Origin of the sequence: Paracoccus sp. S3-43, assembly GCF_029027965.1 — a bacterium.
GTDB lineage: Bacteria > Pseudomonadota > Alphaproteobacteria > Rhodobacterales > Rhodobacteraceae > Paracoccus.
The window spans coordinates 581,967-601,562 of record NZ_CP119082.1; the positions used below are offsets into that span (position 1 = coordinate 581,967).

The 19,596-nt window shown below is 68.3% G+C and carries 22 protein-coding genes; 6 read left to right on the plus strand and 16 right to left on the minus strand.

The genetic code is table 11. The features are described 5' to 3' along the window. Window positions 1-3 precede the first annotated feature (3 nt). The 5 genes from osmF to PXD02_RS02940 all read right to left on the minus strand — a co-directional run bounded on the left by osmF (window position 4) and on the right by PXD02_RS02940 (window position 3,748). Window positions 4-909, minus strand: coding sequence for a glycine betaine ABC transporter substrate-binding protein OsmF (gene osmF / locus PXD02_RS02920; RefSeq protein ID WP_275105466.1), 906 nt, complete (start codon window positions 907-909; stop codon window positions 4-6). Window positions 910-971: 62 nt separating this feature from the next. Beyond that, window positions 972-1,547 (minus strand): DUF1190 domain-containing protein, encoded by a 576-nt coding sequence (locus PXD02_RS02925; protein ID WP_275105467.1) that lies wholly within the window; start codon window positions 1,545-1,547, stop codon window positions 972-974. Between the two features lie 12 nt (window positions 1,548-1,559). Next, entirely contained in the window at window positions 1,560-2,786 is a 1,227-nt protein-coding gene (locus PXD02_RS02930; protein ID WP_275105468.1) for a glutathionylspermidine synthase family protein, read from the minus strand. A gap of 48 nt (window positions 2,787-2,834) precedes the next feature. Next, on the minus strand, window positions 2,835-3,296 hold the full coding sequence (locus tag PXD02_RS02935; protein ID WP_275105469.1) for an Lrp/AsnC family transcriptional regulator: 462 nt from the start codon (window positions 3,294-3,296) through the stop codon (window positions 2,835-2,837). Then, window positions 3,293-3,748: an Lrp/AsnC family transcriptional regulator gene (locus tag PXD02_RS02940; RefSeq protein WP_275105470.1), complete on the minus strand. Its 456-nt coding sequence runs from the start codon at window positions 3,746-3,748 to the stop codon at window positions 3,293-3,295. The genes PXD02_RS02935 and PXD02_RS02940 overlap by 4 nt, the downstream gene beginning before the upstream one ends. A gap of 131 nt (window positions 3,749-3,879) precedes the next feature. Between PXD02_RS02940 and ilvC the strand changes: the two genes are divergently transcribed. Next, the gene (gene ilvC / locus PXD02_RS02945; protein WP_275105471.1) at window positions 3,880-4,902 is read left to right on the plus strand and encodes a ketol-acid reductoisomerase; all 1,023 of its coding nucleotides are present in this window, start codon (window positions 3,880-3,882) and stop codon (window positions 4,900-4,902) included. Window positions 4,903-5,029: 127 nt separating this feature from the next. On the opposite strand, the gene yghU is transcribed toward ilvC, so the two are convergent. Further along, window positions 5,030-5,896 (minus strand): glutathione-dependent disulfide-bond oxidoreductase, encoded by an 867-nt coding sequence (gene yghU / locus PXD02_RS02950; RefSeq protein ID WP_275105472.1) that lies wholly within the window; start codon window positions 5,894-5,896, stop codon window positions 5,030-5,032. A gap of 103 nt (window positions 5,897-5,999) precedes the next feature. Here yghU and PXD02_RS02955 point away from each other — a divergent pair, with 103 nt between their 5' ends. Next, window positions 6,000-7,079 carry a PA0069 family radical SAM protein gene (locus PXD02_RS02955; protein WP_275105473.1) on the plus strand — a complete coding sequence of 360 codons (1,080 nt, stop codon included), beginning with the start codon at window positions 6,000-6,002 and terminating at the stop codon, window positions 7,077-7,079. Here PXD02_RS02955 and PXD02_RS02960 read toward each other — a convergent pair. The 7 genes from PXD02_RS02960 to PXD02_RS02990 all read right to left on the minus strand — a co-directional run bounded on the left by PXD02_RS02960 (window position 7,076) and on the right by PXD02_RS02990 (window position 12,184). After that, window positions 7,076-7,441: a DUF983 domain-containing protein gene (locus tag PXD02_RS02960; RefSeq protein ID WP_275105474.1), complete on the minus strand. Its 366-nt coding sequence runs from the start codon at window positions 7,439-7,441 to the stop codon at window positions 7,076-7,078. The two genes, PXD02_RS02955 and PXD02_RS02960, sit on opposite strands and share 4 nt — an antisense overlap. Next, window positions 7,438-8,214 carry a YoaK family protein gene (locus PXD02_RS02965; protein WP_275105475.1) on the minus strand — a complete coding sequence of 259 codons (777 nt, stop codon included), beginning with the start codon at window positions 8,212-8,214 and terminating at the stop codon, window positions 7,438-7,440. Before PXD02_RS02965 ends, PXD02_RS02960 begins: the two co-directional genes overlap by 4 nt. Before the next feature lie 57 nt (window positions 8,215-8,271). Continuing rightward, the gene (bmt, locus tag PXD02_RS02970; protein ID WP_275105476.1) at window positions 8,272-9,246 is read right to left on the minus strand and encodes a betaine--homocysteine S-methyltransferase; all 975 of its coding nucleotides are present in this window, start codon (window positions 9,244-9,246) and stop codon (window positions 8,272-8,274) included. A gap of 158 nt (window positions 9,247-9,404) precedes the next feature. Further along, window positions 9,405-9,983, minus strand: coding sequence for a 50S ribosomal protein L9 (rplI, locus tag PXD02_RS02975; protein WP_275105477.1), 579 nt, complete (start codon window positions 9,981-9,983; stop codon window positions 9,405-9,407). A 12-nt stretch (window positions 9,984-9,995) separates the two neighbouring features. Next, the gene (gene rpsR / locus PXD02_RS02980) at window positions 9,996-10,223 is read right to left on the minus strand and encodes a 30S ribosomal protein S18 (protein WP_103173059.1); all 228 of its coding nucleotides are present in this window, start codon (window positions 10,221-10,223) and stop codon (window positions 9,996-9,998) included. A gap of 2 nt (window positions 10,224-10,225) precedes the next feature. Continuing rightward, complete coding sequence (gene rpsF / locus PXD02_RS02985; RefSeq protein WP_275105478.1) at window positions 10,226-10,714, minus strand: 30S ribosomal protein S6; 489 nt, start codon at window positions 10,712-10,714, stop codon at window positions 10,226-10,228. 408 nt (window positions 10,715-11,122) lie between these two features. Then, window positions 11,123-12,184 carry a cytochrome-c peroxidase gene (locus PXD02_RS02990; RefSeq protein ID WP_275105479.1) on the minus strand — a complete coding sequence of 354 codons (1,062 nt, stop codon included), beginning with the start codon at window positions 12,182-12,184 and terminating at the stop codon, window positions 11,123-11,125. A gap of 149 nt (window positions 12,185-12,333) precedes the next feature. Here PXD02_RS02990 and speB point away from each other — a divergent pair, with 149 nt between their 5' ends. From speB to PXD02_RS03010, 4 genes are all read left to right on the plus strand, one after another. Further along, window positions 12,334-13,293 carry an agmatinase gene (speB, locus tag PXD02_RS02995; protein ID WP_275105480.1) on the plus strand — a complete coding sequence of 320 codons (960 nt, stop codon included), beginning with the start codon at window positions 12,334-12,336 and terminating at the stop codon, window positions 13,291-13,293. Window positions 13,294-13,403: 110 nt separating this feature from the next. Continuing rightward, a complete protein-coding gene (prfA, locus tag PXD02_RS03000; RefSeq protein ID WP_275105481.1) occupies window positions 13,404-14,456 on the plus strand; it encodes a peptide chain release factor 1 in 1,053 nt (350 codons plus the stop codon). Next, window positions 14,453-15,274 (plus strand): peptide chain release factor N(5)-glutamine methyltransferase, encoded by an 822-nt coding sequence (gene prmC / locus PXD02_RS03005; RefSeq protein WP_275105482.1) that lies wholly within the window; start codon window positions 14,453-14,455, stop codon window positions 15,272-15,274. Before prfA ends, prmC begins: the two co-directional genes overlap by 4 nt. A 268-nt stretch (window positions 15,275-15,542) precedes the next feature. Further along, window positions 15,543-16,337 (plus strand): DUF4167 domain-containing protein, encoded by a 795-nt coding sequence (locus PXD02_RS03010; RefSeq protein WP_275105483.1) that lies wholly within the window; start codon window positions 15,543-15,545, stop codon window positions 16,335-16,337. A 36-nt stretch (window positions 16,338-16,373) separates the two neighbouring features. Here the strand turns inward: PXD02_RS03010 and rsmA are convergent, their stop codons facing one another. The 3 genes from rsmA to PXD02_RS03025 form a co-directional block, all read right to left on the minus strand. Further along, entirely contained in the window at window positions 16,374-17,228 is an 855-nt protein-coding gene (gene rsmA / locus PXD02_RS03015; RefSeq protein WP_275105484.1) for a 16S rRNA (adenine(1518)-N(6)/adenine(1519)-N(6))-dimethyltransferase RsmA, read from the minus strand. Window positions 17,229-17,355: 127 nt separating this feature from the next. Beyond that, a complete protein-coding gene (gene pdxA / locus PXD02_RS03020) occupies window positions 17,356-18,324 on the minus strand; it encodes a 4-hydroxythreonine-4-phosphate dehydrogenase PdxA (protein ID WP_275105485.1) in 969 nt (322 codons plus the stop codon). 8 nt (window positions 18,325-18,332) lie between these two features. Then, on the minus strand, window positions 18,333-19,592 hold the full coding sequence (locus PXD02_RS03025; RefSeq protein ID WP_275105486.1) for a peptidylprolyl isomerase: 1,260 nt from the start codon (window positions 19,590-19,592) through the stop codon (window positions 18,333-18,335). Between the last annotated feature and the right edge of the window lie 4 nt (window positions 19,593-19,596).

Sequence of the window (19,596 nt, forward strand, 5' to 3'; positions counted from 1 at the left end):
CGGTCAGTCCAGAAGGCCCGCCTGGGTCAGGTAATCCTCGGCCACCGCCGCCGCGGGTTCGCCGCCGATCTGGATCCGCCCGTTCAGCGTTTGCAGCGTCTCCAGCGTCAGGGATGCGAAGATCGGCTCCAGCACCTCGGCGATCCGGGGATGCGCCGCAAGGACGGATGCCCGGACGATCGGCGCGGGCTGATAGACCGGCTGGACGGATTTGTCGTCCTCCATCACCACAAGGCCCGCCTCGGCGATCGCCCCGTCGGTGCCATAGACCATGGCCGCGTTCACGCCCGACGTATGCTGCGCCGCCGCCGCGATGGTCGCCGCCGTGTCGCCGCCCGCAAGCTGGACCAGCTGGTCGGGCGTCAGGGTGAAGCCGTAAGCCTGCTGGAAGGCGGGCAGGGCTGCGGGCGAGGTCACGAATTCGCTGGACGCCGCCAGCTTGACCGCGCCGCCATCCGCGATCCATGCGCCCATCTGCGACATGCTGGCCAGCCCGTTCGGTTCGGCCACGTCCTGGCGCAGGGCGATGGCCCAGGTGTTGTTGGCGGGCGCGGGCTTCAGCCAGACGATGTCGTTCTGGGCCTTGTCCAGTTCGGCCACGCGGGCATAGCCCTGGGCCGCGTTCTTCCACACCTCGCTGTCGCCCTCGTTGAAGAAGAAGGCGCCGTTGGCGGTGTATTCGGGATAGATGTCGATCTGGCCCGCGACGATGGCGTCGCGCATGATCGGCGTGCCGCCCAGTTGCAGCTTGTCCTGCACCGGCAACCCGGCATCCTTCAGCGCCAGCAGGATCATGTTGCCCAGAAGCCCGCCCTCGGTGTCGATCTTCGACGAGACGACGATGTCCTGCGCGGCAAGCGGCGTCGCCGCCAGCAGAAGGGTGGCGGCAAGCGGGGCAAGACGGGGCATGGGAAAACTCCTGCGGAAAAGGGGGGCAAGGCAAGACGCCCCGGCCCCCGAAAGGTTCCGGCTCAGCCGCCGAAGCCCCGGCTGCCGCCGGTCGACCCGAAGCCGCCGCGCGAGGCGGCGGTGGCGCGCGACATGGGCGGCTGGCCCGCCGTGGGGGCGGGGCGGGTGAACTGGCTGCTGTTCAGCGCCGCACGGCCCGTGTTGCTGGAAAACGTGCTGGTCCGCGCGGCGTTGGTATAGCCGCCCTGCGGCGTGCGATACATCGGCTGGGACCGCGACAGCCCGCCGCCGCCCAGCATGGACCCGATCAGGTATCCCGCCAGCAGCGGCATGAAGATGCTGCCCGCCCCGCCGCCGGTCTGCTGCGCCTCGGACCCGCAATTGCCGACGCCGTGCTGTTCCTCGCAGACGGCCAGGCTGTCATAGCGGGGGGCGGATTCGACGTGAAGCTGTTCTGCCTCGGCAAAGGACTGGCGGCATTCGTCGGGGGTGAACAGCCCGCCTTCGTCGGCTGCGGCAAGGCAGGCGTTCAGGTCGGGAAAGGCCTGGGCGTCCACCTGTTCCTCGCGGCAGCCCGCGATGGCGAAGCTGGCGGCGCCCAGGATGGTCAGCGCGACGGTTCTGGAACGTTTCCTCATGGCGTTTCCCCTTTAGTCCGCGATGAAATGCGGCTTGAAGCGCGACAGATCCTGCGTGATGCGAGACCTATCCTCGCGGATGCCCATGCCCGCGCATTGATCGCCGACGATCCAGGCGCCGACGATGGGCCGGAAGCCGTCGAATTCGGGCAGCGGCGCATAGGCCTGGACGATGCGCGGATGGTCATTGTAATCCGTATTGGCCGAGGCTTCGGTCACATCGCCGTTTTCCACGATGCTGACCCCCGCGCCCTCGCGCGAGAAGATCGGCTTGACCACATGGCCGCGCCTGAACTGGTCCGCCACCTTGTCGAAGGCGGGGGCGACGTCCGGCACCGCCCGGCCCCCGGCGACAAGCGCATCGGCCACGTCATCGGCGAAGAAGGCGGGCAGCAGGTTCGGATGGTCCTCGAACATCTGCCACAGCACGGGCAAAATCCCCTTGTTCGATACAAGCGCCTTCCAGGCCGGTTCCAGGAACAGGCAGCCGGACCCCTTGATGTGGCGCGCGTAATCGTCGCGCAGCAGATCCTCCCACGGATACAGCTTGAACAGCGTGCCGATCACCCGGTCCTGGTCATCGACGAACTGGCCGTCCTTCGTGACGCCCAGCTTGTCCAGGTCGCTGTAATGCGCGCCCATCCCGGCTTCGCGCGCGGCCCAAGCCATCGCCTCGACGGTGGCGTAATCCTCGGGGTTGTCCGCCACCGCGGTGAAATGGATGTCGGTCTTCGGGTCGAACAGCGCGCGGAAACGCTCGACCAGAGCCTCGTGGATGCCGTTGAACTGGTCGGCGCCGTGCGGCAGAACGCCCGCCGCAAGCTGGTCCTCCAGCCATTGCCACTGGAAGGCCGCGCTTTCGTAAAGCGAGGTCGGCGTATCGGCGTTGTATTCCAGCAGCTTGGCGGGGCCGGTGCCGTCATAGGCAAGATCCAGGCGGCCATAGATCTCGGGCTCGTTGCGGCGCCAGCTGTCGGCGATCAAGTCGCGATGCTGGTCGGGGATGCCCAGCCGCTCCATCATCCGTTCGCTGGCGACGATCTCGGCCACGGCGTCGCGGCACATGGCATGGAGGTCGGTCGAGGGCTCCTCGATGTCACCCTCGATCTCGCGCAGCGTGAACCGGTATGCGGATGTTTCGTCCCAATAGGGTTCGCCATGCATGTCGGCAAAGGTGAATCCCGCCTCGCGCGCGGTGTCGCGCCAGTCGGGCCGTTCGGGAAGGGTGATCTTTTGCATGGCGAATCTGTAGCGCGGGACAAGGGGCGGGGCCAGATCAAACGCGCTTCACGCGCCAAGAGGTCCGGGGCGGCGTTCCTCGGATAGCATGACGTTCGCCTCGACCTGCCCCACGCCGGGCAGGGTCATGATGCGGCGGCGCAGGATGCGTTCGAAATCCGATATGTCCCGCGCGATGATCCGCAGGCGATAGTCGAACTGGCCCAGCACGTGCTGGACGGTCTGCACCTCGGGGATGGCGGTCACGGCGCGCTCGAAATCCTCAAGGCTGGTGCGGCCCTTGGCGGCAAGGCGGATGCCCAGGAAGACCGTGACGCCAAAGCCCAGGGCGGCATTGTCCACGATGACGCGCCGCCCGGCCAGGATGCCGCTGTCGGTCAGCCGCCTGATGCGGCGCCAGGCGGCGGGCTGGCCGATGCCCAGGGCGCGCCCGACCTGGGCCGCGCTTCGGGTGGCGTCGGCGGACAGGATCCGCAGGATCGCCAGGTCGGTGGCGTCAAGGCCGCTCACAACGCCAGTTCCCCGCTGTCCTTGATGGTCGAGACCAGCATCAGCGCGTCGCTGTCCGCGACATGCGGCAGGGTCAGGATCCGGTCGCGATAGATCTGCTGCCAATGCGCCATGTCCCGTGCGATCACCGACAGGCGCAGGTCCACGCTGCCCAGAAAGGTCTGGATTTCCGTGACCTCGGGCACCTGTCGGGCGGCGGCGATGAATTCGTCGAGGGCGCGGGGGCTGGTCTTGTCCAGCGTGAAGCGCAGGCTGACCTGGACCTCGTATCCCAGGGCCCGCCAGTCGATGCGGTGCTGGATGGCGGCGACGACGCCCGTTTCCCGCAGCTTTTCCAGACGCCGCCACAGGCTGGCCGACGCCACGCCCGCGCGTTGGGCCAAGACGGCGTTCGGGGCCTCGGGGTCGGCCATCAGGTGTCGCAGGATGCGGTGATCGGTGCTGTCGGGCATGAATTTTTCACTATTCCGCAAAAGGGGGAATGTCTATCGCGCTCATTGGTGGCCGGATGAGAAAAATAGATGCGATCTTGCCCAAAGCTGGCGCTAGAACAGCCGCAATCGGAGAGGAAAGGAACCATTCCATGCGCGTTTACTATGACCGCGATTGCGACGTGAACCTGATCAAGGACAAGAAGGTCGCGATCCTGGGCTATGGCAGCCAGGGCCACGCCCATGCGCTGAACCTGCGCGATTCGGGCACCAAGAACGTCGTCGTCGCCCTGCGCGAGGGCAGCCCCTCGGCCAGGAAGGCCGAAGGCGAGGGCCTGAAGGTCATGGGGCTGGCCGAGGCCGCCGGCTGGGCCGACCTGATCATGTTCACCATGCCCGACGAATTGCAGGCCGAGACCTACCGGAAATACGTCCATGACAACCTGCGCGAAGGCGCGGCGATCGCCTTCGCCCACGGCCTGAACATCCATTTCGGCCTGATCGAGCCGAAGCCGGGCGTCGATGTCATCATGATGGCGCCCAAGGGTCCGGGTCACACCGTGCGCGGCGAATATGTCAAGGGCGGCGGCGTGCCCTGCCTGGTCGCGGTCCATAACGACGCCACCGGCAAGGCGCTGGATCTGGCGCTGTCCTATTGCTCGGCCATCGGCGGCGGGCGTTCGGGCATCATCGAGACCAATTTCCGCGAGGAATGCGAGACCGACCTGTTCGGCGAACAGGCGGTGCTGTGCGGCGGGTTGGTCGAACTGATCCGCATGGGCTTCGAGACGCTGGTGGAAGCCGGCTACGAACCCGAGATGGCCTATTTCGAATGCCTGCACGAGGTCAAGCTGATCGTCGACCTGATCTATGAAGGCGGCATCGCCAACATGAACTATTCGATCAGCAACACCGCCGAATATGGCGAATATGTCAGCGGCCCGCGCATCCTGCCCTATGATGAGACCAAGGCGCGGATGAAGGCGGTGCTGAAGGACATCCAGTCGGGCAAGTTCGTGCGCGACTTCATGCAGGAAAACGCCGTCGGCCAGCCGTCCTTCAAGGCGACCCGCCGCATCAACGACGAACACCAGATCGAGAAGGTGGGCGCCAAGCTGCGCGAGATGATGCCCTGGATCTCCAAGGGCAAGATGGTGGACCGCGCGCGGAACTGACCGGTCGGAAAGCGGGGGTTTCACACCCCCGCACCCCCGTGGGATATTTGACGTCCAAAGCAAGCCTGCGACGGACCACAAATATCCTGGGGGGAGTCCGAAGGACGGGGGGCAACGCCCCCCCTCTTCATTCCGTGCCGATCTTGTCCTGCGTCCGCGTCTGGAAATCGCTGGCGTCGTGGCGTTCCCACAACTGCTGCGACAACTCGCCCGAGGTCTTGTTGACCATGATCCCGCGCTGCACCGCCGGACGGGCGGCGATCTCGTCATGCCAGCGGCGGACATTGCCATAGGTTTCGGCGTCCAGGAAGGTCGCCGCATCGCCATAGATCTTGCCCGCGACGATCTGCCCGTACCAGGGCCAGATCGCCATGTCGGCGATGGAATAGTCCTCGCCCGCCATGAAGCGGTGATCGGCCAGGTGGCGGTTCAGCACGTCCAGCTGGCGCTTGGCCTCCATGGTATAGCGGTCGATGGCGTATTCGATCTTCTGGGGCGCATAGACATAGAAATGCCCGAAGCCGCCGCCCAGGAAGGGGGCCGAGCCCATCTGCCAGAACAGCCAGTTCATCGCCTCGGTCCGCGCCGCGGGATCGGCGGGCAGGAAGGCGCCGAATTTCTCGGCCAGATAGACCAGGATCGACCCCGATTCGAACACCCGGCGCGGCGGCGTCACCGAATGGTCCATGAGCGCCGGGATCTTGGAATTCGGGTTCACCGCGACGAAGCCGCTGCCGAACTGGTCGCCTTCGTTGATGCGGATCAGCCAGGCGTCGTATTCGGCGTCGAAGCCTGCCTCCAGCAACTCTTCCAGCAGGATCGTCACCTTCTGCCCGTTGGGCGTGGCCAGCGAATAAAGCTGCAAGGGATGGCTGCCGACCGGCAGATCCTTGTCATGGGTCGGGCCTGCCACGGGCCGGTTGATGCTGGCGAACTGGCCGCCGGTCGGGGCCTTCGGCGCCCAGATCCTGGGCGGGGTGTAATCGTCGGACATGACGCCTCCTGACATGCGTTCGGGCGCAGGATGGGCGCGGGCGGGGCGAACATCAACCGCCAAAACGCTGGTGTTTGTTCTTGGATTGTTCTAGCCTGGCGGAATGCTGCCGCCCCGCAATCCCGACGAACGCCTCAGGGCCAGAGGCACCGATACCCGCCCCGACGGGCGGTTCGAACCCCATGGGCGGGTGCGCGAATCCGACGGCTGGGACATCCCCGAGGAGGAGCGCCTGCTGCGGACCGAGGTCGTCACCGAACGCCCGCGCAGCATCATCACCCGCAACACCTCGCCCGACATTTCCTTCGACCGCTCGATCAATCCCTATCGCGGCTGCGAGCATGGCTGCATCTATTGCTATGCGCGGCCGACCCATGCCTATCTGGGCCTGTCGCCGGGACTGGATTTCGAAACCCGGATCACGGCCAAGCCCGATGCGGCGGCCCTGCTGGCACGCGAACTGGGCCGACCCCGCTATCGCCCGGCGCCGATCGCATTGGGCACGAATACCGATCCCTACCAGCCGGTGGAATCGAAGCTGGCGATCATGCCGGGGATCCTGCGGGTGCTGTCGGACTGGAACCATCCGGCGACTCTGGTCACGCGCGGACAGACGGTGTTGCGCGATGTCGCCCTGTGGGCGGACCTGGCGGCCAAGCGGATGGCGGCGGTCGGCGTCAGCATCACCACGCTGGACCCCGCCCTTGCCCGTTCGATGGAGCCGCGCGCCCCCGCCCCCGCCACGCGGCTGCGGATGATCCGCGAACTGGCGGCCGCCGGAGTGCCGGTGCGGGTGATGGTCGCCCCGGTGATCCCGGTCCTGACCGAACCCGAGATCGAGGCGATCCTGACGGCTGCGCGCGAGGCAGGGGCCACGACCGCCAGCATGATCCCGCTGCGTCTGCCGCATGAGGTCGCGCCCCTGTTCCGCGACTGGCTGGACCGCCACCGCCCCGGCATGGCCGCGCATATCATGAACCGGGTGCAGGCCATGCGCGGCGGCAAGGACAACGATCCGCGCTTCGGCCACCGTTTCAAGGGCCAGGGGGCCGAGGCGGATCTGGCGCTGCAACGGTTCCGGCTGGCGCGCAAACGGCTGGGCTATCGCATGGAAAGCGACCCCCTGGATTGCAGCCGCTTCGGTCCCCCGCCCAGGGCGGGCGATCAATTGCCGCTGTTCTAGGCGCCCCGGTCCTGTTCGTTCTGGGCCCAGAGATAGCCGATGAAGGCGCCCTTGACGAAGCGCAGCAGGACCAGGGTCAGGATCGTCGTGATCACGCCCGTGATCAGCAGCAGCATGACCGGGCTTGGCCGGAACAGCACCCAGGTAAATCCGATCAGCGGGATCAGCAAAAGCAGCATGATCGTCATGGTGAAGAAGGCCGGTCCGTCGGCGGCGGGATAGCGGCCCAGCGGCGCGTGGCAGACCTCGCATTCGGCCGAGACGCGCAGATAGCCGCGCAGCAGCCGCCCTTCGCCGCAATTGGGGCATTTGTTCAGCAATCCCCGGCGGATGGCTGTCAGGCTGTCGCGTTCCTCGGTCATGGTCCTGGCCTCTGCGGTTCGATTCCTGGTCGGTGGACGCCGTGCCTGCGGCGCCGGGCCGGGGCCGCGAAGGCGGGCATCGCCAGGGCCAGCAGCAATGCCGCCAGCGGCAGCGAGAAATAGAAGCCCGCCACCGCATAGCCCAGGGCACCAACGATCCCGCCCAGCACATAGGTTCCGACCAGCGACAAAAGGATGCGCAGTTTCACTCCGTCAGCCCGGACCGCGCTGTGCGGATGGACCAGCCGATACAGCGCGCGGCCGCATTCGATGCCGATATCGGTGATCATGCCGGTGGCGTGCGTCGTCCTGATCCGCGCGCCCGAGATCTTGGTGATGGTGGCGTTCTGCATCCCCATGATGAAGCACAGGCAGGCCAGGGCGAACAGCCGGCCGGCCGCGGTGGTGAAGATGCCGCCGAAGGCGAAGCAGGCCAGGCAGGCGCCCTGCACGGCCAGGGGCAGCGCGAATTGCCGCCGTCCCATCCGCCGCCGCGCCCAGTTCACCAGAAAGGTGCTGAAGGCGGCGCCGGTGGTGAAGGCGCCGATGGCCAGCAGCGCGGTCGCCGTGACCAGCAGGTTGCCGATCACCAGGCTGTCGGCGATCTGCGACAGATAGCCGGTCATGTGCGACGTATACTGCCCCAGGGCGAAGAACCCGCCCGCGTTCGACGCCCCCGCGATCCCAGCCAGGAACACCGCCAGCACGAAATCGCTGCCCTGAGAACGGCGGTGGCTGACCAGAACCCTGGCCGCCGCGAAGGGTCGGGACATGCGATTTCGTCTTGCCATGACGGCTGGTCTAGCGCGCGCGGCGTCGACTGTCAGCCGTCAGATGCGGCCCTGGTGATCGCCGACCGCGCTGAAGCCGCCCAGCCGGGACGCGATCTCCTCCAGCGAGGGGCGGGGACCGGGGGCGCGGGTCTCCAGGGCCTCGCGCATGGCGCGCAGATGCCGGGGCGTCGTGCCGCAGCAGCCGCCGATGATGCGCACGCCCATGTCGCGCGCCAGGCAGGCGTAATCGGCCATGATCGCGGGCGTGCCGTCGTAATGCAGATGCCCGTCCTCCAGATGCGGGATCCCGGCATTGCCCTTGGCGATGATCGGCCGTTCGTTGCCCGATGCGACGAAATCGCGCACCGTCCGCAGCAGATCCGCCGCCCCCACGCCGCAATTCGCGCCATAGGCGATGGGCGGGTTCGGCAGCCGTTCGACCAGGGCCGACAACTGCGCCGAGGTGACGCCCATGATCGTGCGCCCCGCGGTGTCAAAGCTCATCATCCCGCACCAGGGCATGTCGGCCCGCCGCGCGGCCTCGGCTGCGGCGCGGAATTCGCCTTCGGAACTGATGGTCTCGACCCACAGAATATCGGCGCCGCCGTCCTTGAGCGCCTCGGCCTGTTCGTGGAACATCTCGACCGCGCGGGCCTGGGACAGGCTGCCCATGGGGGTCATGATCTCTCCGGTCGGGCCGATATTGCCCGCGACTACCACCTTGCGCCCGGCGGCATCGGCGATCTCGCGCGCCATCGCGGCGCCGGTCAGGTTCAGTTCCCGCACCCGATGGCCCGCGCCTTGCAGGCGCAGGCGGCCGGCATTGCCGCCGAAGGTGTTGGTCAGGAACAGGTCGGCCCCCGCATCCACCGCGTCTTGATAGAGACGGCGCACCAGGTCGGGTCGGTCGGCGTTCCACAATTCCGGCGCGACATTCGACGCGAGGCCCATGTTGAACAGGTTGGTCCCCGTCGCCCCGTCGGCCATCAGCCAGTCGCGGCCGGCAAGAAGCTGGGAAAGGGGGTCGGGCATGGCATGTCCTGCGGTGGAATGCGAAAATGCCGTCCAGGGACGGCTGCCAATCATCAAGTCCATGATACGTCTGGTTCCGGGGGGAAACAATTTGAACCAGAACGGAAAAGGGCCGCGGCGGTTTCCCGTCGCGGCCCTGAACTTTGCGTGACGCCGGATCAGCGGTCGTCGCTGTCGTCGTTCGCGGCGCCGATGTCGTCGAACAGTTCGGCGATCTCGAATTCGGCGGCGGCATCGGCCTCGGCGGCCAGATCCTGGATCGACTTGCCCTGGGCCTGAAGCTCGGCTTCCTCGGGCGAACGGGCGACGTTCAGCACGATGGTCGCGTCGACCTCGGGGTGCAGCACGACGTTGACGTTGTGCAGGCCCAGTTCCTTGATCGGGTGGTTCAGCACCACCTGCTTGCGGTCCAGCGTGAAGCCGGCCTCGGTCGCGGCGTCGGCCGCGTCGCGGGTGGTCACGGACCCATACAGCGCCCCGGCGTCCGAGGCCGACCGGATGATCACGAAGGTCTGGCCGTCCAGCCTGTCGGCGATCTTCTGCGCCTCGGACTTGGTTTCGGCGTTCTGCGCTTCGAGTTGGACCTTCCGGTTCTCGAAGGACTTGATGTTGGCCTCGGAGGCGCGCAGCGCCTTGCCCTGGGGCAGCAGGAAGTTGCGGGCAAAGCCCTCTTTCACGTTGACGACTTCGCCCATCTGGCCAAGTTTCGCCACGCGTTCCAGCAGGATGACTTGCATGTCCTTGTCCCCTTACTTCACGACATAGGGCAGCAGGGCCAGGAAGCGGGCACGCTTGATGGCGCGGGCCAGCTCGCGCTGCTTCTTGGCCGACACGGCGGTGATGCGCGAGGGCACGATCTTGCCGCGTTCGCTGATATAGCGTTGCAGCAGGCGCGTGTCCTTGTAGTCGATGGCCGGGGCGTTTTCACCCGAGAAGGGGCAAACCTTGCGGCGGCGGAAGAACGGTTTGTTCGCCATGATCAGATCCTTTCAGTCCGCTCGCGGCGGTCGCCGCGATCACCACGGTCGGGGCCACGGTCGCCCCGGTCCCGATCGCCCCGGTCCCGATCGCCACGGTCACGGTCGCCGCGCGGACGGTCGCCGCGATCACCGCGGTCGCCACGATCCCCACGCTCGCCGCGTTCCTCGCGCTTCTGCATCTGGACCGAGGGGCCTTCCTCGTGCTTGTCCACGCGCACGGTCATGACGCGCATCACGTCGTCATGCAGGCGGGCCAGGCGTTCCATTTCCTGCACGGCGGCCGAGGGCGCGTCCGAACGCAGGAAGGCGTAATGGCCCTTGCGGTTCTTGTTGATCTTGTAGGCGAGGGTGCGGACACCCCAGTATTCGTTTTCGACCACCTTGCCGCCGTTATCGGCCAGCACGGTCGAGAAATGTTCGATCAACCCTTCGGCCTGCGTGTTCGACAGATCCTGGCGGGCGATCAGCACATGCTCGTACAGAGGCATGGCATCCCTTTCGTTTCAGGCGCATTTCATCGACGGGCGACCCCTTCCGCACCCGTCACGAGAGGCTGCGCCGGTGATGATATCCGGTCGGAAGGATGGGGCCTTATAGCGGCGAAGGCGCAGGATGCAAGGCGATTCGGGGGGTGGCAAGGATGCCGGTGCCGGGCGGGATCATGAAACGTATGCGTTTCCCCCGCCCTGTGCGCGAGGGTGCGGTAAGAGGAGGGCGCAGCAAGAGACGGTGCAATCCCACGACCACCAGAGGCTGGCGTCCGGCCCGGTGGGCGTGAAGCGCCCGCCGAGGGCGGGGCGGGCGCTGGCCGGCCCTTGAGGCCCGGCGGTTCAGGTGGATATGTCGTGAAGCGGCGAAGGCGATAGCCTTCGCCGACCTGGACCATGAGCCAGCCGTCACTTCACCATCGGCTGCGGCTGCGGGGTTTCCGCGTTGCGGACCGGCAGGATCGGGTGGACGATCTGCGGCTGCTTGCCGGTCAGGCTGCCCAGGAAGGCCACGATCTCGTCCACCTGGGGTTCGGCCAGTTCGGTGCCAAGCTGCGAGGACGACATGATGCTGACCGCCTCGTGCAGATCCCAGACGGCGCCCGAGTGGAAATAGGGCGCGGTCAGCGCCACGTTGCGCAGGGGCGCGGCGCGGAAGACGTATTCGTCATCCGCCGTCTGGGTGACGGCGAAGCGGCCCCGGTCGCCTTCCGGCAGGACCGAACCGCCCGGCCGCTCGATCACGCCGAAGGGATAGTAATCCTGCCCGCCCACGTTGCGGCCCGCGTGGCAGGCGGTGCAGCCGGTGTCCATGAAGGCCGCGAGACCGCGTTTTTCCTGGTCGGTCATGGCGGCGTCGTCGCCTTTCAGGAAGCGGTCGAAGGCGCTGTCGGGGGTGATCAGCGTCGCCTCGAAGGCTTCGATGGCGCGGGCGAAGTTGTCGAAGCTGACCGGATTCGGATCATCGGGGAAGGCCGCCTTGAAGGCATCGACATAGCCTGGCATCGAATTCAGCGTGCCGGTCAGGTTTTCGGGGGTGTTGTTCATCTCGACCCCGGCCTGGACCGGACCCTTGGCCTGGGCGGCCAGGTCGGGCGCGCGGCCGTCCCAGAACTGGGCGATGTTGAAGATCGCGTTCAGCATCGTGGGCGAGTTGCGCGGCCCCTGCTGCCAGCCATGCCCGATCGAGGTCGTCAGCCCGTCCACCCCGCCCAGGCCGACATTGTGGCAGGACTGACAGGAAAACACGCCCGACCGCGACATGCGCGGATCGAAGAACAGCATGGCGCCCAGGTCCACCCGCTGGGGCGTCAGGACGTTGCCGGCGGGGATTTGCGGCGTGTCGGGGATCGGTTCGAACCATTCCAGCGCGGCGGTCCGCAGGTCGGCATCGGCGGGCAGGTCGGTCTGGGCAAGCGCGGGCGCCGCCAGAGCGGCGGTCGCGGCGATGGCAAGAAGGGATGTCTTCATGGCTGTCTCTCTTGTCTTGTTCGTCGCGCGTCCTGCCCATGATGGACCAATCCTGGGGCGGCCGCCCTGATGCAGATCAAGATCCGGCGCTTGAGATCGGCGCGCCGCTGCGTCACGATTGCGGCGAAGAACGCGGGAAAGGACCGGCAATGGCCTTGGAAGATGCAAAGACGCAGGTCGATCACGCCTTCACGCGGCCCGACCCGCGCGGGCTGTCTTTCGAGAACGCCTTCGGCGGGGCGACCAGCTTTTTGCGGCGGCGTTACAGCAAGGATCTGGCGGGCGTGGATCTGGCCGTGACGGGAATTCCCTTCGACCAGGCGGTGACCCACCGGCCCGGCACCCGCTTCGGCCCCCGCGCGATCCGCGAGGCCTCGGCCCTGCAACCCTTCGATCCGCCCTATGGCTGGGGCTATGATCCCTTGTTGCTGCTGAACGTGGTCGATTACGGCGACATGGCGTTCGATTACGCCAATACCCGCGAGGTTCCGGCCCGGATCGAGGCGCATATCGGCGCGATCCTCGACGCGGGCGCGGCGCCGGTGACATTGGGGGGCGATCACTCGATCACCCTGCCGATCCTGCGCGCGGCGGCCGCGCGGCGCGGGCCGGTGGCGCTGATCCAGTTCGACGCCCATTCCGACACGTGGGTGGACGACGATCCCGACCGGATCGACCACGGGACGTTCCTCTATAAGGCGATCCGCGAAGGGGTGGTGGACCCGACCGCCAGCGTCAGCCTGGGCATCCGCACCGAAAACCCCGACACGCTGGGCGTGACCATCCTGGACGCGCCGGGGCTGCATCGCGACGGCGTGGAGGCCACTCTGACCCGGATCCGGCAGGTGATCGGCCAACGGCCGGTCTATGTCACCTTCGACATCGACGCGCTGGATCCGGCCTTCGCGCCCGGCACCGGCACGCCGGTCTGGGGCGGGCTGGCAAGCTGGCAGGCGGCGGCGCTGCTGCGCGGGCTGGCGGGGGTGGATCTGATCGGCGGCGACGTGGTCGAGGTCTCGCCCCCCTATGACACGACCGGGGCGACGGCGGTGGCGGGGGCGCATGTCGCGATGGAACTGATCGCGCTTTATGGCTGGACCCGACGCTGATTGCGTCCCGCGATGGCGGGGGGACTTCGCGTCCCCCCGGCCCCCCTGCGGGATATTTGGATGAAGAAGAAGTCCTTGCCGGTGCCTTTGGGCGCGGGTATCCCCCCGCCATGGTGCCCGAGGATCGCCTTGTCCAGATCGTCCAGCGGTTCGAGTTTCTCGAAGCGCAGCTGAATGCCGGTGCAGCGCCCGACCAGATCGCCCGGATCAGCCGCGAATATGCCGAGCTGAAGCCGGTGGTCGAGGAGATCGGCGAATGGCGCGCCGCCCGCGACGGCCTGGCCGAGGCCCAGGCGATGCTGGTCGATCCCGAGATGCGCGATCTGGCCGAGGATGAGCTGGCCCGGCTGCGCGAGGCCCTGCCCGCGCTGGAGCAGCGGCTGCGGATCGCGCTGCTGCCCAGGGATGCCGCCGATGCCCGCCCCGCGATCCTGGAGATCCGGCCCGGCACCGGCGGGGACGAGGCGGCGCTGTTCGCGGGCGATCTGCTGGCCATGTATCGCCGCCATGCCGAGGCGCAGGGCTGGAGCTTCCAGTTGCTGGATCTGACCGAGACCGAGTTGGGCGGCGTCAAGGAAGCCGTCGCCCGGATCGAGGGCGAGGGGGTCTTTGCCCGGCTGAAATACGAATCCGGCGTCCACCGCGTGCAGCGGGTGCCCGAGACCGAATCGGGCGGGCGCATCCATACCAGCGCCGCGACCGTGGCCGTGTTGCCCGAGGCGGAGGAGGTCGATATCGACATCCCGGCCGCCGATATCCGCATCGACACGATGCGGGCCAGCGGCGCCGGGGGCCAGCATGTGAACACGACCGATTCGGCGGTGCGGATCACCCATCTGCCGACCGGGATCGTCGTCACCAGTTCCGAGAAGTCGCAGCACCAGAACCGCGCCAATGCCATGGCCGTCCTGCGCGCGCGGCTTTACGACATGGAGCGCGCCCGCAGCGATGCCGAGCGCGCCGCCGACCGCAGGTCTCAGGTCGGGTCGGGGGATCGCAGCGAACGGATCCGCACCTATAACTTTCCGCAGGGGCGGATGACGGATCACCGGATCAACCTGACGCTTTACGCCCTGGACCGGATCATGGCGGGCGACCTGACCGAGATCATCGACGCGCTGACCGCCCATGACCAGGCCGCGCGGCTGGCGGCGCAGGGATGAGGCTGCCCCAGGTCAGGACCGAGGCCGCCGCCCGGTTGCGCGCGGCCGGAATCGAAGGCGCGGCGCGGGATGCCGACCGGATCCTGGCCGCCGTGCTGGGGGTCGAGCCGGGGCGGCTGCGGATCATCGACCGCGACCTGACCGGTGATGAGCTGGCCCGGTTGGACAGGGGCCTTGCCGCCCGCGCCGCGCGCCAGCCGGTCGCGCAGATCACGGGCTTTCGCGACTTTTATGCGCATCGTTTCCGCGTGACCCGCGACACCCTGGATCCGCGCCCGGAAACCGAGGTGCTGGTGGCGGTCGCGCTGGATCTGCCTTGGGCCAGCGTGCTGGATCTGGGGACCGGGACGGGGGCGATCCTGATCTCGCTTCTGGCGGCGCGGGCGCGCGCGCGGGGGGTGGGGACCGACATATCCGAGGCCGCGCTTGACGTGGCGCGCGGCAATGCCCGGATGATCGGGGTGACGGCGCGCTTTCAGCGGGCCGATTGGTATGACGGTGTCACGGGCCGCTTCGATCTGATCGTGTCGAACCCGCCCTATCTCGCGCTTTCCGAAATGGCGGGCCTGTCCCCCGATGTGCGCGACTGGGAACCCCGTGGCGCGCTGACCGACGGCGCGGACGGGCTGACCGCCTATCGTGCCATCGCGGCGGGTGCCTGCGACCATCTGTCGCCGGGGGGCCATGTCCTGGTCGAGATCGGGCCGACGCAGGCGGCCGGGGTCTCGGCGCTTTTTGCGGCCCAGGGCGCGGAAACGCGGGTGATCCGCGATCTGGATGGGCGGGATCGGGTCGTTCTGGGGCGGTTTTCGGCCTGAATGCCGGGAATCCCCGGCCCGAGCGACGATTTTGCTTGTCAGGCGGGGGCGGGCATGATTAGTCGCCCTTGTGCCGGGGGCAGCGATGCCAACGCACGGGTCAGCCTGAAAAAGCCGATTCCCTGATGGACGCCCGTTCCGCGTCCCTTCGGGCGCGAGGCGCGGGCTGAACGGCGAAGCGCCCTTCTTGCGCCGCCGTTGCCGCCCCCGAAGCCGTCCAGATTCCTGGAAACCCAGATCACTACTGGAACCACAAACAGACAGACTGATGAGATCATCGAAATCCCGTTCGCGCAACAAGTCGAACCGCCAGCGTACGCTGGGCAATATCGTCAACCGCGTCTTCGACAGCTCTGGCCCCGAGGGCAAGGTGCGCGGAACGCCCCAGCAGATCATCGAGAAATACCTGGCCCTGGCCCGCGACGCGCAATTGTCCGGCGACCGCGTGGCCGAGCAGTCGTTCCTGCAACATGCCGAGCATTACACCCGGATGCTGGGCGAGGCGCAGAAGGAAATGGCCGAGCGCCAGCAGTTCCACCAGCCCCGCCCGGACGGGGATGAGGGCCGCGAGGCCCAGCCGAACGGCAATGGCGAGGGCAATGCCCGCGAGAACGGCAACGGACGCGACCATAACCGGCGCGACAACGGCCATCGCGACCAGCAGCGCGACCATGCCAACCGCGAGGGGGGCAGCCGTGACGCGGGTCATCGCGACGCGGGCGGCCGTGACGGGGGCGCCCGCGAGAGCCATCGCGAACAGCCCCGGCCGGACCCCGTGGCCGAGGTTCAGGAAGACATTCCGGCCCCGCCGCTGCCCGAACCCGTGATGGACGCCCCGTCCGAAGGGCTGCCGGATGCCGTCGCCACCGCGTCGGAGGAGACCGCTGGCCCGGTCGAGACGCCCGAGGCCGCAGCCCCCAAGCCCGCCCGCAGCCGCGCCCCACGCGCGCCGCGCGCCGAGAAACCGGCGGCAGCAGCGACGGGCACGCCCCGCCCCCGCCGCCGCAAGGCCCCGGAAGGCGAAGCGAAGGCCGAGGAAACCCCCGCGGTCGGCGAGGAATGACGAGATAAGGCCGCGGCGTTCAGCCGGCGGCCTTTTTCATTGCGCCTGCCGCGCCTGCTGCACGGCGCGGGCCAGGGCGCAGAACCGTTCCAGGTCGATCTCTTCGGCCCGCGCGGTGGGAGGGATTCCCGCGTGGTCCAGCAGCGATTCGATCTGCGGATGCAGCCCCCGCAGCGACGCGCGCAGCATCTTGCGCCGCTGGTTGAAGGCCGCCGCCGTGACCTGCGACAGCACCGCCGGGTCGGCGGGAAAGCGGGGCTCCGGCAGGGCGCTCAGCTGGACCACGGCGGAATGGACCTTGGGCGCGGGCACGAAAGCCTCGGGCGGCAGGGTCATGACGATCCGCGCATCGGCCCGCCATTGCGCCAGCAGCGCGAGGCGCCCGTAAGCCTTGGAACCGGGGGCGGCGACGATCCGCTCGGCCACCTCTTTCTGGAACATCAGCGTCAGCGACTGCCAGAAGGGCGGCCAGTCGGGCGGCGTCAGCCAGCGGATCAGCAGTTCCGTGCCGACATTATAGGGCAGGTTCGCGGCGATGCGGATCGGCGGGGTCAGATGCGCCAGCGGGTCGATCTGCAAGGCGTCGCCATGGATCACCGTCAGGCGGCCGGGATAACGGTCGGCGATTTCCCCAAGCGCCGGCAGGGCGCGGGCGTCCTTTTCGATGGCAAGGACATGGCGCGCGCCTTCGGCCAGCAGCCCGCGCGTCAGCCCGCCGGGACCGGGGCCGATCTCCAGCACGTCGCATTGGCTCATGTCGCCGGCCTGACGGGCGATCTTGGCGGTCAGGTTCAGGTCCAGCAGGAAATTCTGGCCCAGCTGCTTCTTGGCGCGCAGGTCGTGGCGGGCAATCACGTCGCGCAGGGGGGGCAGGTCGTCGATGGTGGTCATCGTGGCCACCGGGGGGCCGTCTGCCCCCCGCTCGGGCCTGCCGGCCTCTTCTCCGCCGAAAAAGGTCCGCCGGACCTTTTTCCGGGCGCGTCGAAGCCCCGCAGGATATTTGAGGTCCAAAGCAGGATCATGCGCGCGCCGCCGCCATGTCGCGGGCCATGCGCAGGGCGGCGATGGTCGAGGCGGGGCGGGCGAGGCCCTTGCCCGCGATGTCGAAGGCGGTGCCGTGGTCGGGCGAGGTGCGGATGAAGGGCAGGCCCAGCGTCACGTTCACGCCGCCGTCGAAATCCAACGTCTTGATCGGGATCAGCGCCTGGTCGTGATAGGCGCAGATCGCCGCGTCGTATCGGGCGCGCGCCGGGGCGTGGAACATCGTGTCGGCGGGCAGGGGGCCGGTCAGGTCCATCCCCTCGGTCCTCAGGCGGGCCAGCAGGGGGGCGATGCGTTGGCTTTCCTGGCGGCCCATGGTGCCGCCCTCGCCCGCATGGGGGTTCAGGCCCGCCACGGCGATGCGGGGGGAGGGGATGCCGAAATCGCGGATCAGCGCGGCATGGGTGATGCGGATCGCCTGTTCCAGCACGTCGTCGGTCAGGGCGGCGGGCACGTCCTGCAAGGGGATGTGGATCGTCGCGGGGACCACGCGGCAGGGCGGGGTCACGGTGGTCGAGGCCAGCATCATCGCCACCGGCACATCCCCGGCCAGATGGGCGAGGTATTCGGTATGGCCGGGAAAGGCGAAGCCCGCGCCTTCCTTCAGGGCCTGCTTGTTGATGGGCAGGGTGCAGATCGCCGCCGCTTGCCCCCGCATCGCCAGATCGACGGCGCGGGCGATCACCGCGATCACCCCCGCCGCATTGGCGGGATCGGGGCGGCCGGGCGTGGCGGGGGCGGCGAAGTCGTGGCGCAGGACCGGCAGGCGGCCTGCGGGCACCGGATCGCCGGGCGCGGCGATTTCGGTGAAGGCCGTGCCGGGCGGCAGGTGGCGCGGATCGCCCAGCCAGGCGAAATCCACCCCGGACGCCAGCGCCTGCGGGGCCAGTTCGGGACCGACGCCCGCCGGTTCGCCGCAGGTCAGGATGATGCGGCCCGCAGCCATGGCGCCGGTCACGGGCGGCGGATGATGGCGTCGGCGCGCAGTTCGGCCAGATAGGCCTCGGCGGCGGCATTGGCCTTGCGGTTGAAGATCTGGTCGCGCACGGCCTCGCGGTTCGGCAGGGCGTCCGCATCCGGCACCGCGGCCTCGACCCCGTCTTCGGGCAGGGCGGTGGTGGGAACCTCGGCCATGTCGGCGACCAGGGCGGGCTGACGCGAACACAGTATCACCAGATCGGCGGCGTTGCCGTAATCGACCACGCCGGTTTCGTCGCGGTCGAGGGTCGCCAGGCGCTGCGCGACCAGGGTCGGGATCGCGCCTTGCGGCACGGTCTGGCGCTGCACCTGCCCCGCCTGCGCGCCGGCCTGGATGTAAAGGTCGTCGCAGGACCGCGTCCGCGCGCCCAGCGTCGCCGCGTCCGTGGCCGTGGGCAGGCGCAGGGTCGCATAGTCGATCACCTGGTCGGTCGCGCCGGGGCGCAGCGTGCCCTGGCTGTCGCGCATGTGAAACAGCACCACCGCGCCCTCGACCGTCAGCGGCTGGGTCGTCTGGCCCGGTTGCAGCGCGGTGATGACCGGGCGCAGGCTGGGGGGCAGGTTGTCGATGTCGACCCAGGCCAGCCGCCCGCCCGATCGGGCCGAGTCGGCGGCGGAATATTGCCGCGCCGCATCCTCGAACTGGTCCGAGGACAGGTTCGCCCCGGCGATCTGGCGGCCCAGGTTCAGGGCCTGCTGTTCCTGGCCCGGCGGGGCGGGGATGATCAGTTCGGAAATCAGCACCCGCGACAGGATCGGCGTTTCGACCTGGCGGCGCAATTCCTGGTCCACCTCGGCGTCCGAGACCTTGATGCGCGGCACCACGCGTTCGCGGACCACCGACCGCCAGACCAGGCCCGCACTGACGAAATCGCGATAGGCCTGCGGCTCGACCCCGGCGTTTTCCAGGGCGGCGGTGAATTCGGCGGCCGACAGGCCGGCGCGGCTGGCGAATTCCTCCAGCCCGTTTTGCAGCCCTTCCTCGGTCGGGACGATGCCCAGTTGGCGGGCGGCATGATTGCGCAGCCGGTCGTCGATCAGCGCCTGCTGCGCGTCCTGTTCCGTGGTGCCCGGCGCGCCCAGGATCTGCATGAACTTCTGGCGCTGCTGCACCTCATAGCGGGTGACGGCGGCGTTGTTGATATAGACCACCGGCTCGAACAGGCCCTGCGCCAGGACCGGCGCGGGCGCCGCGAGGGTCGCCGCCAAGGCGAGGCCGGAAAGGAAATGCCGCATCTGC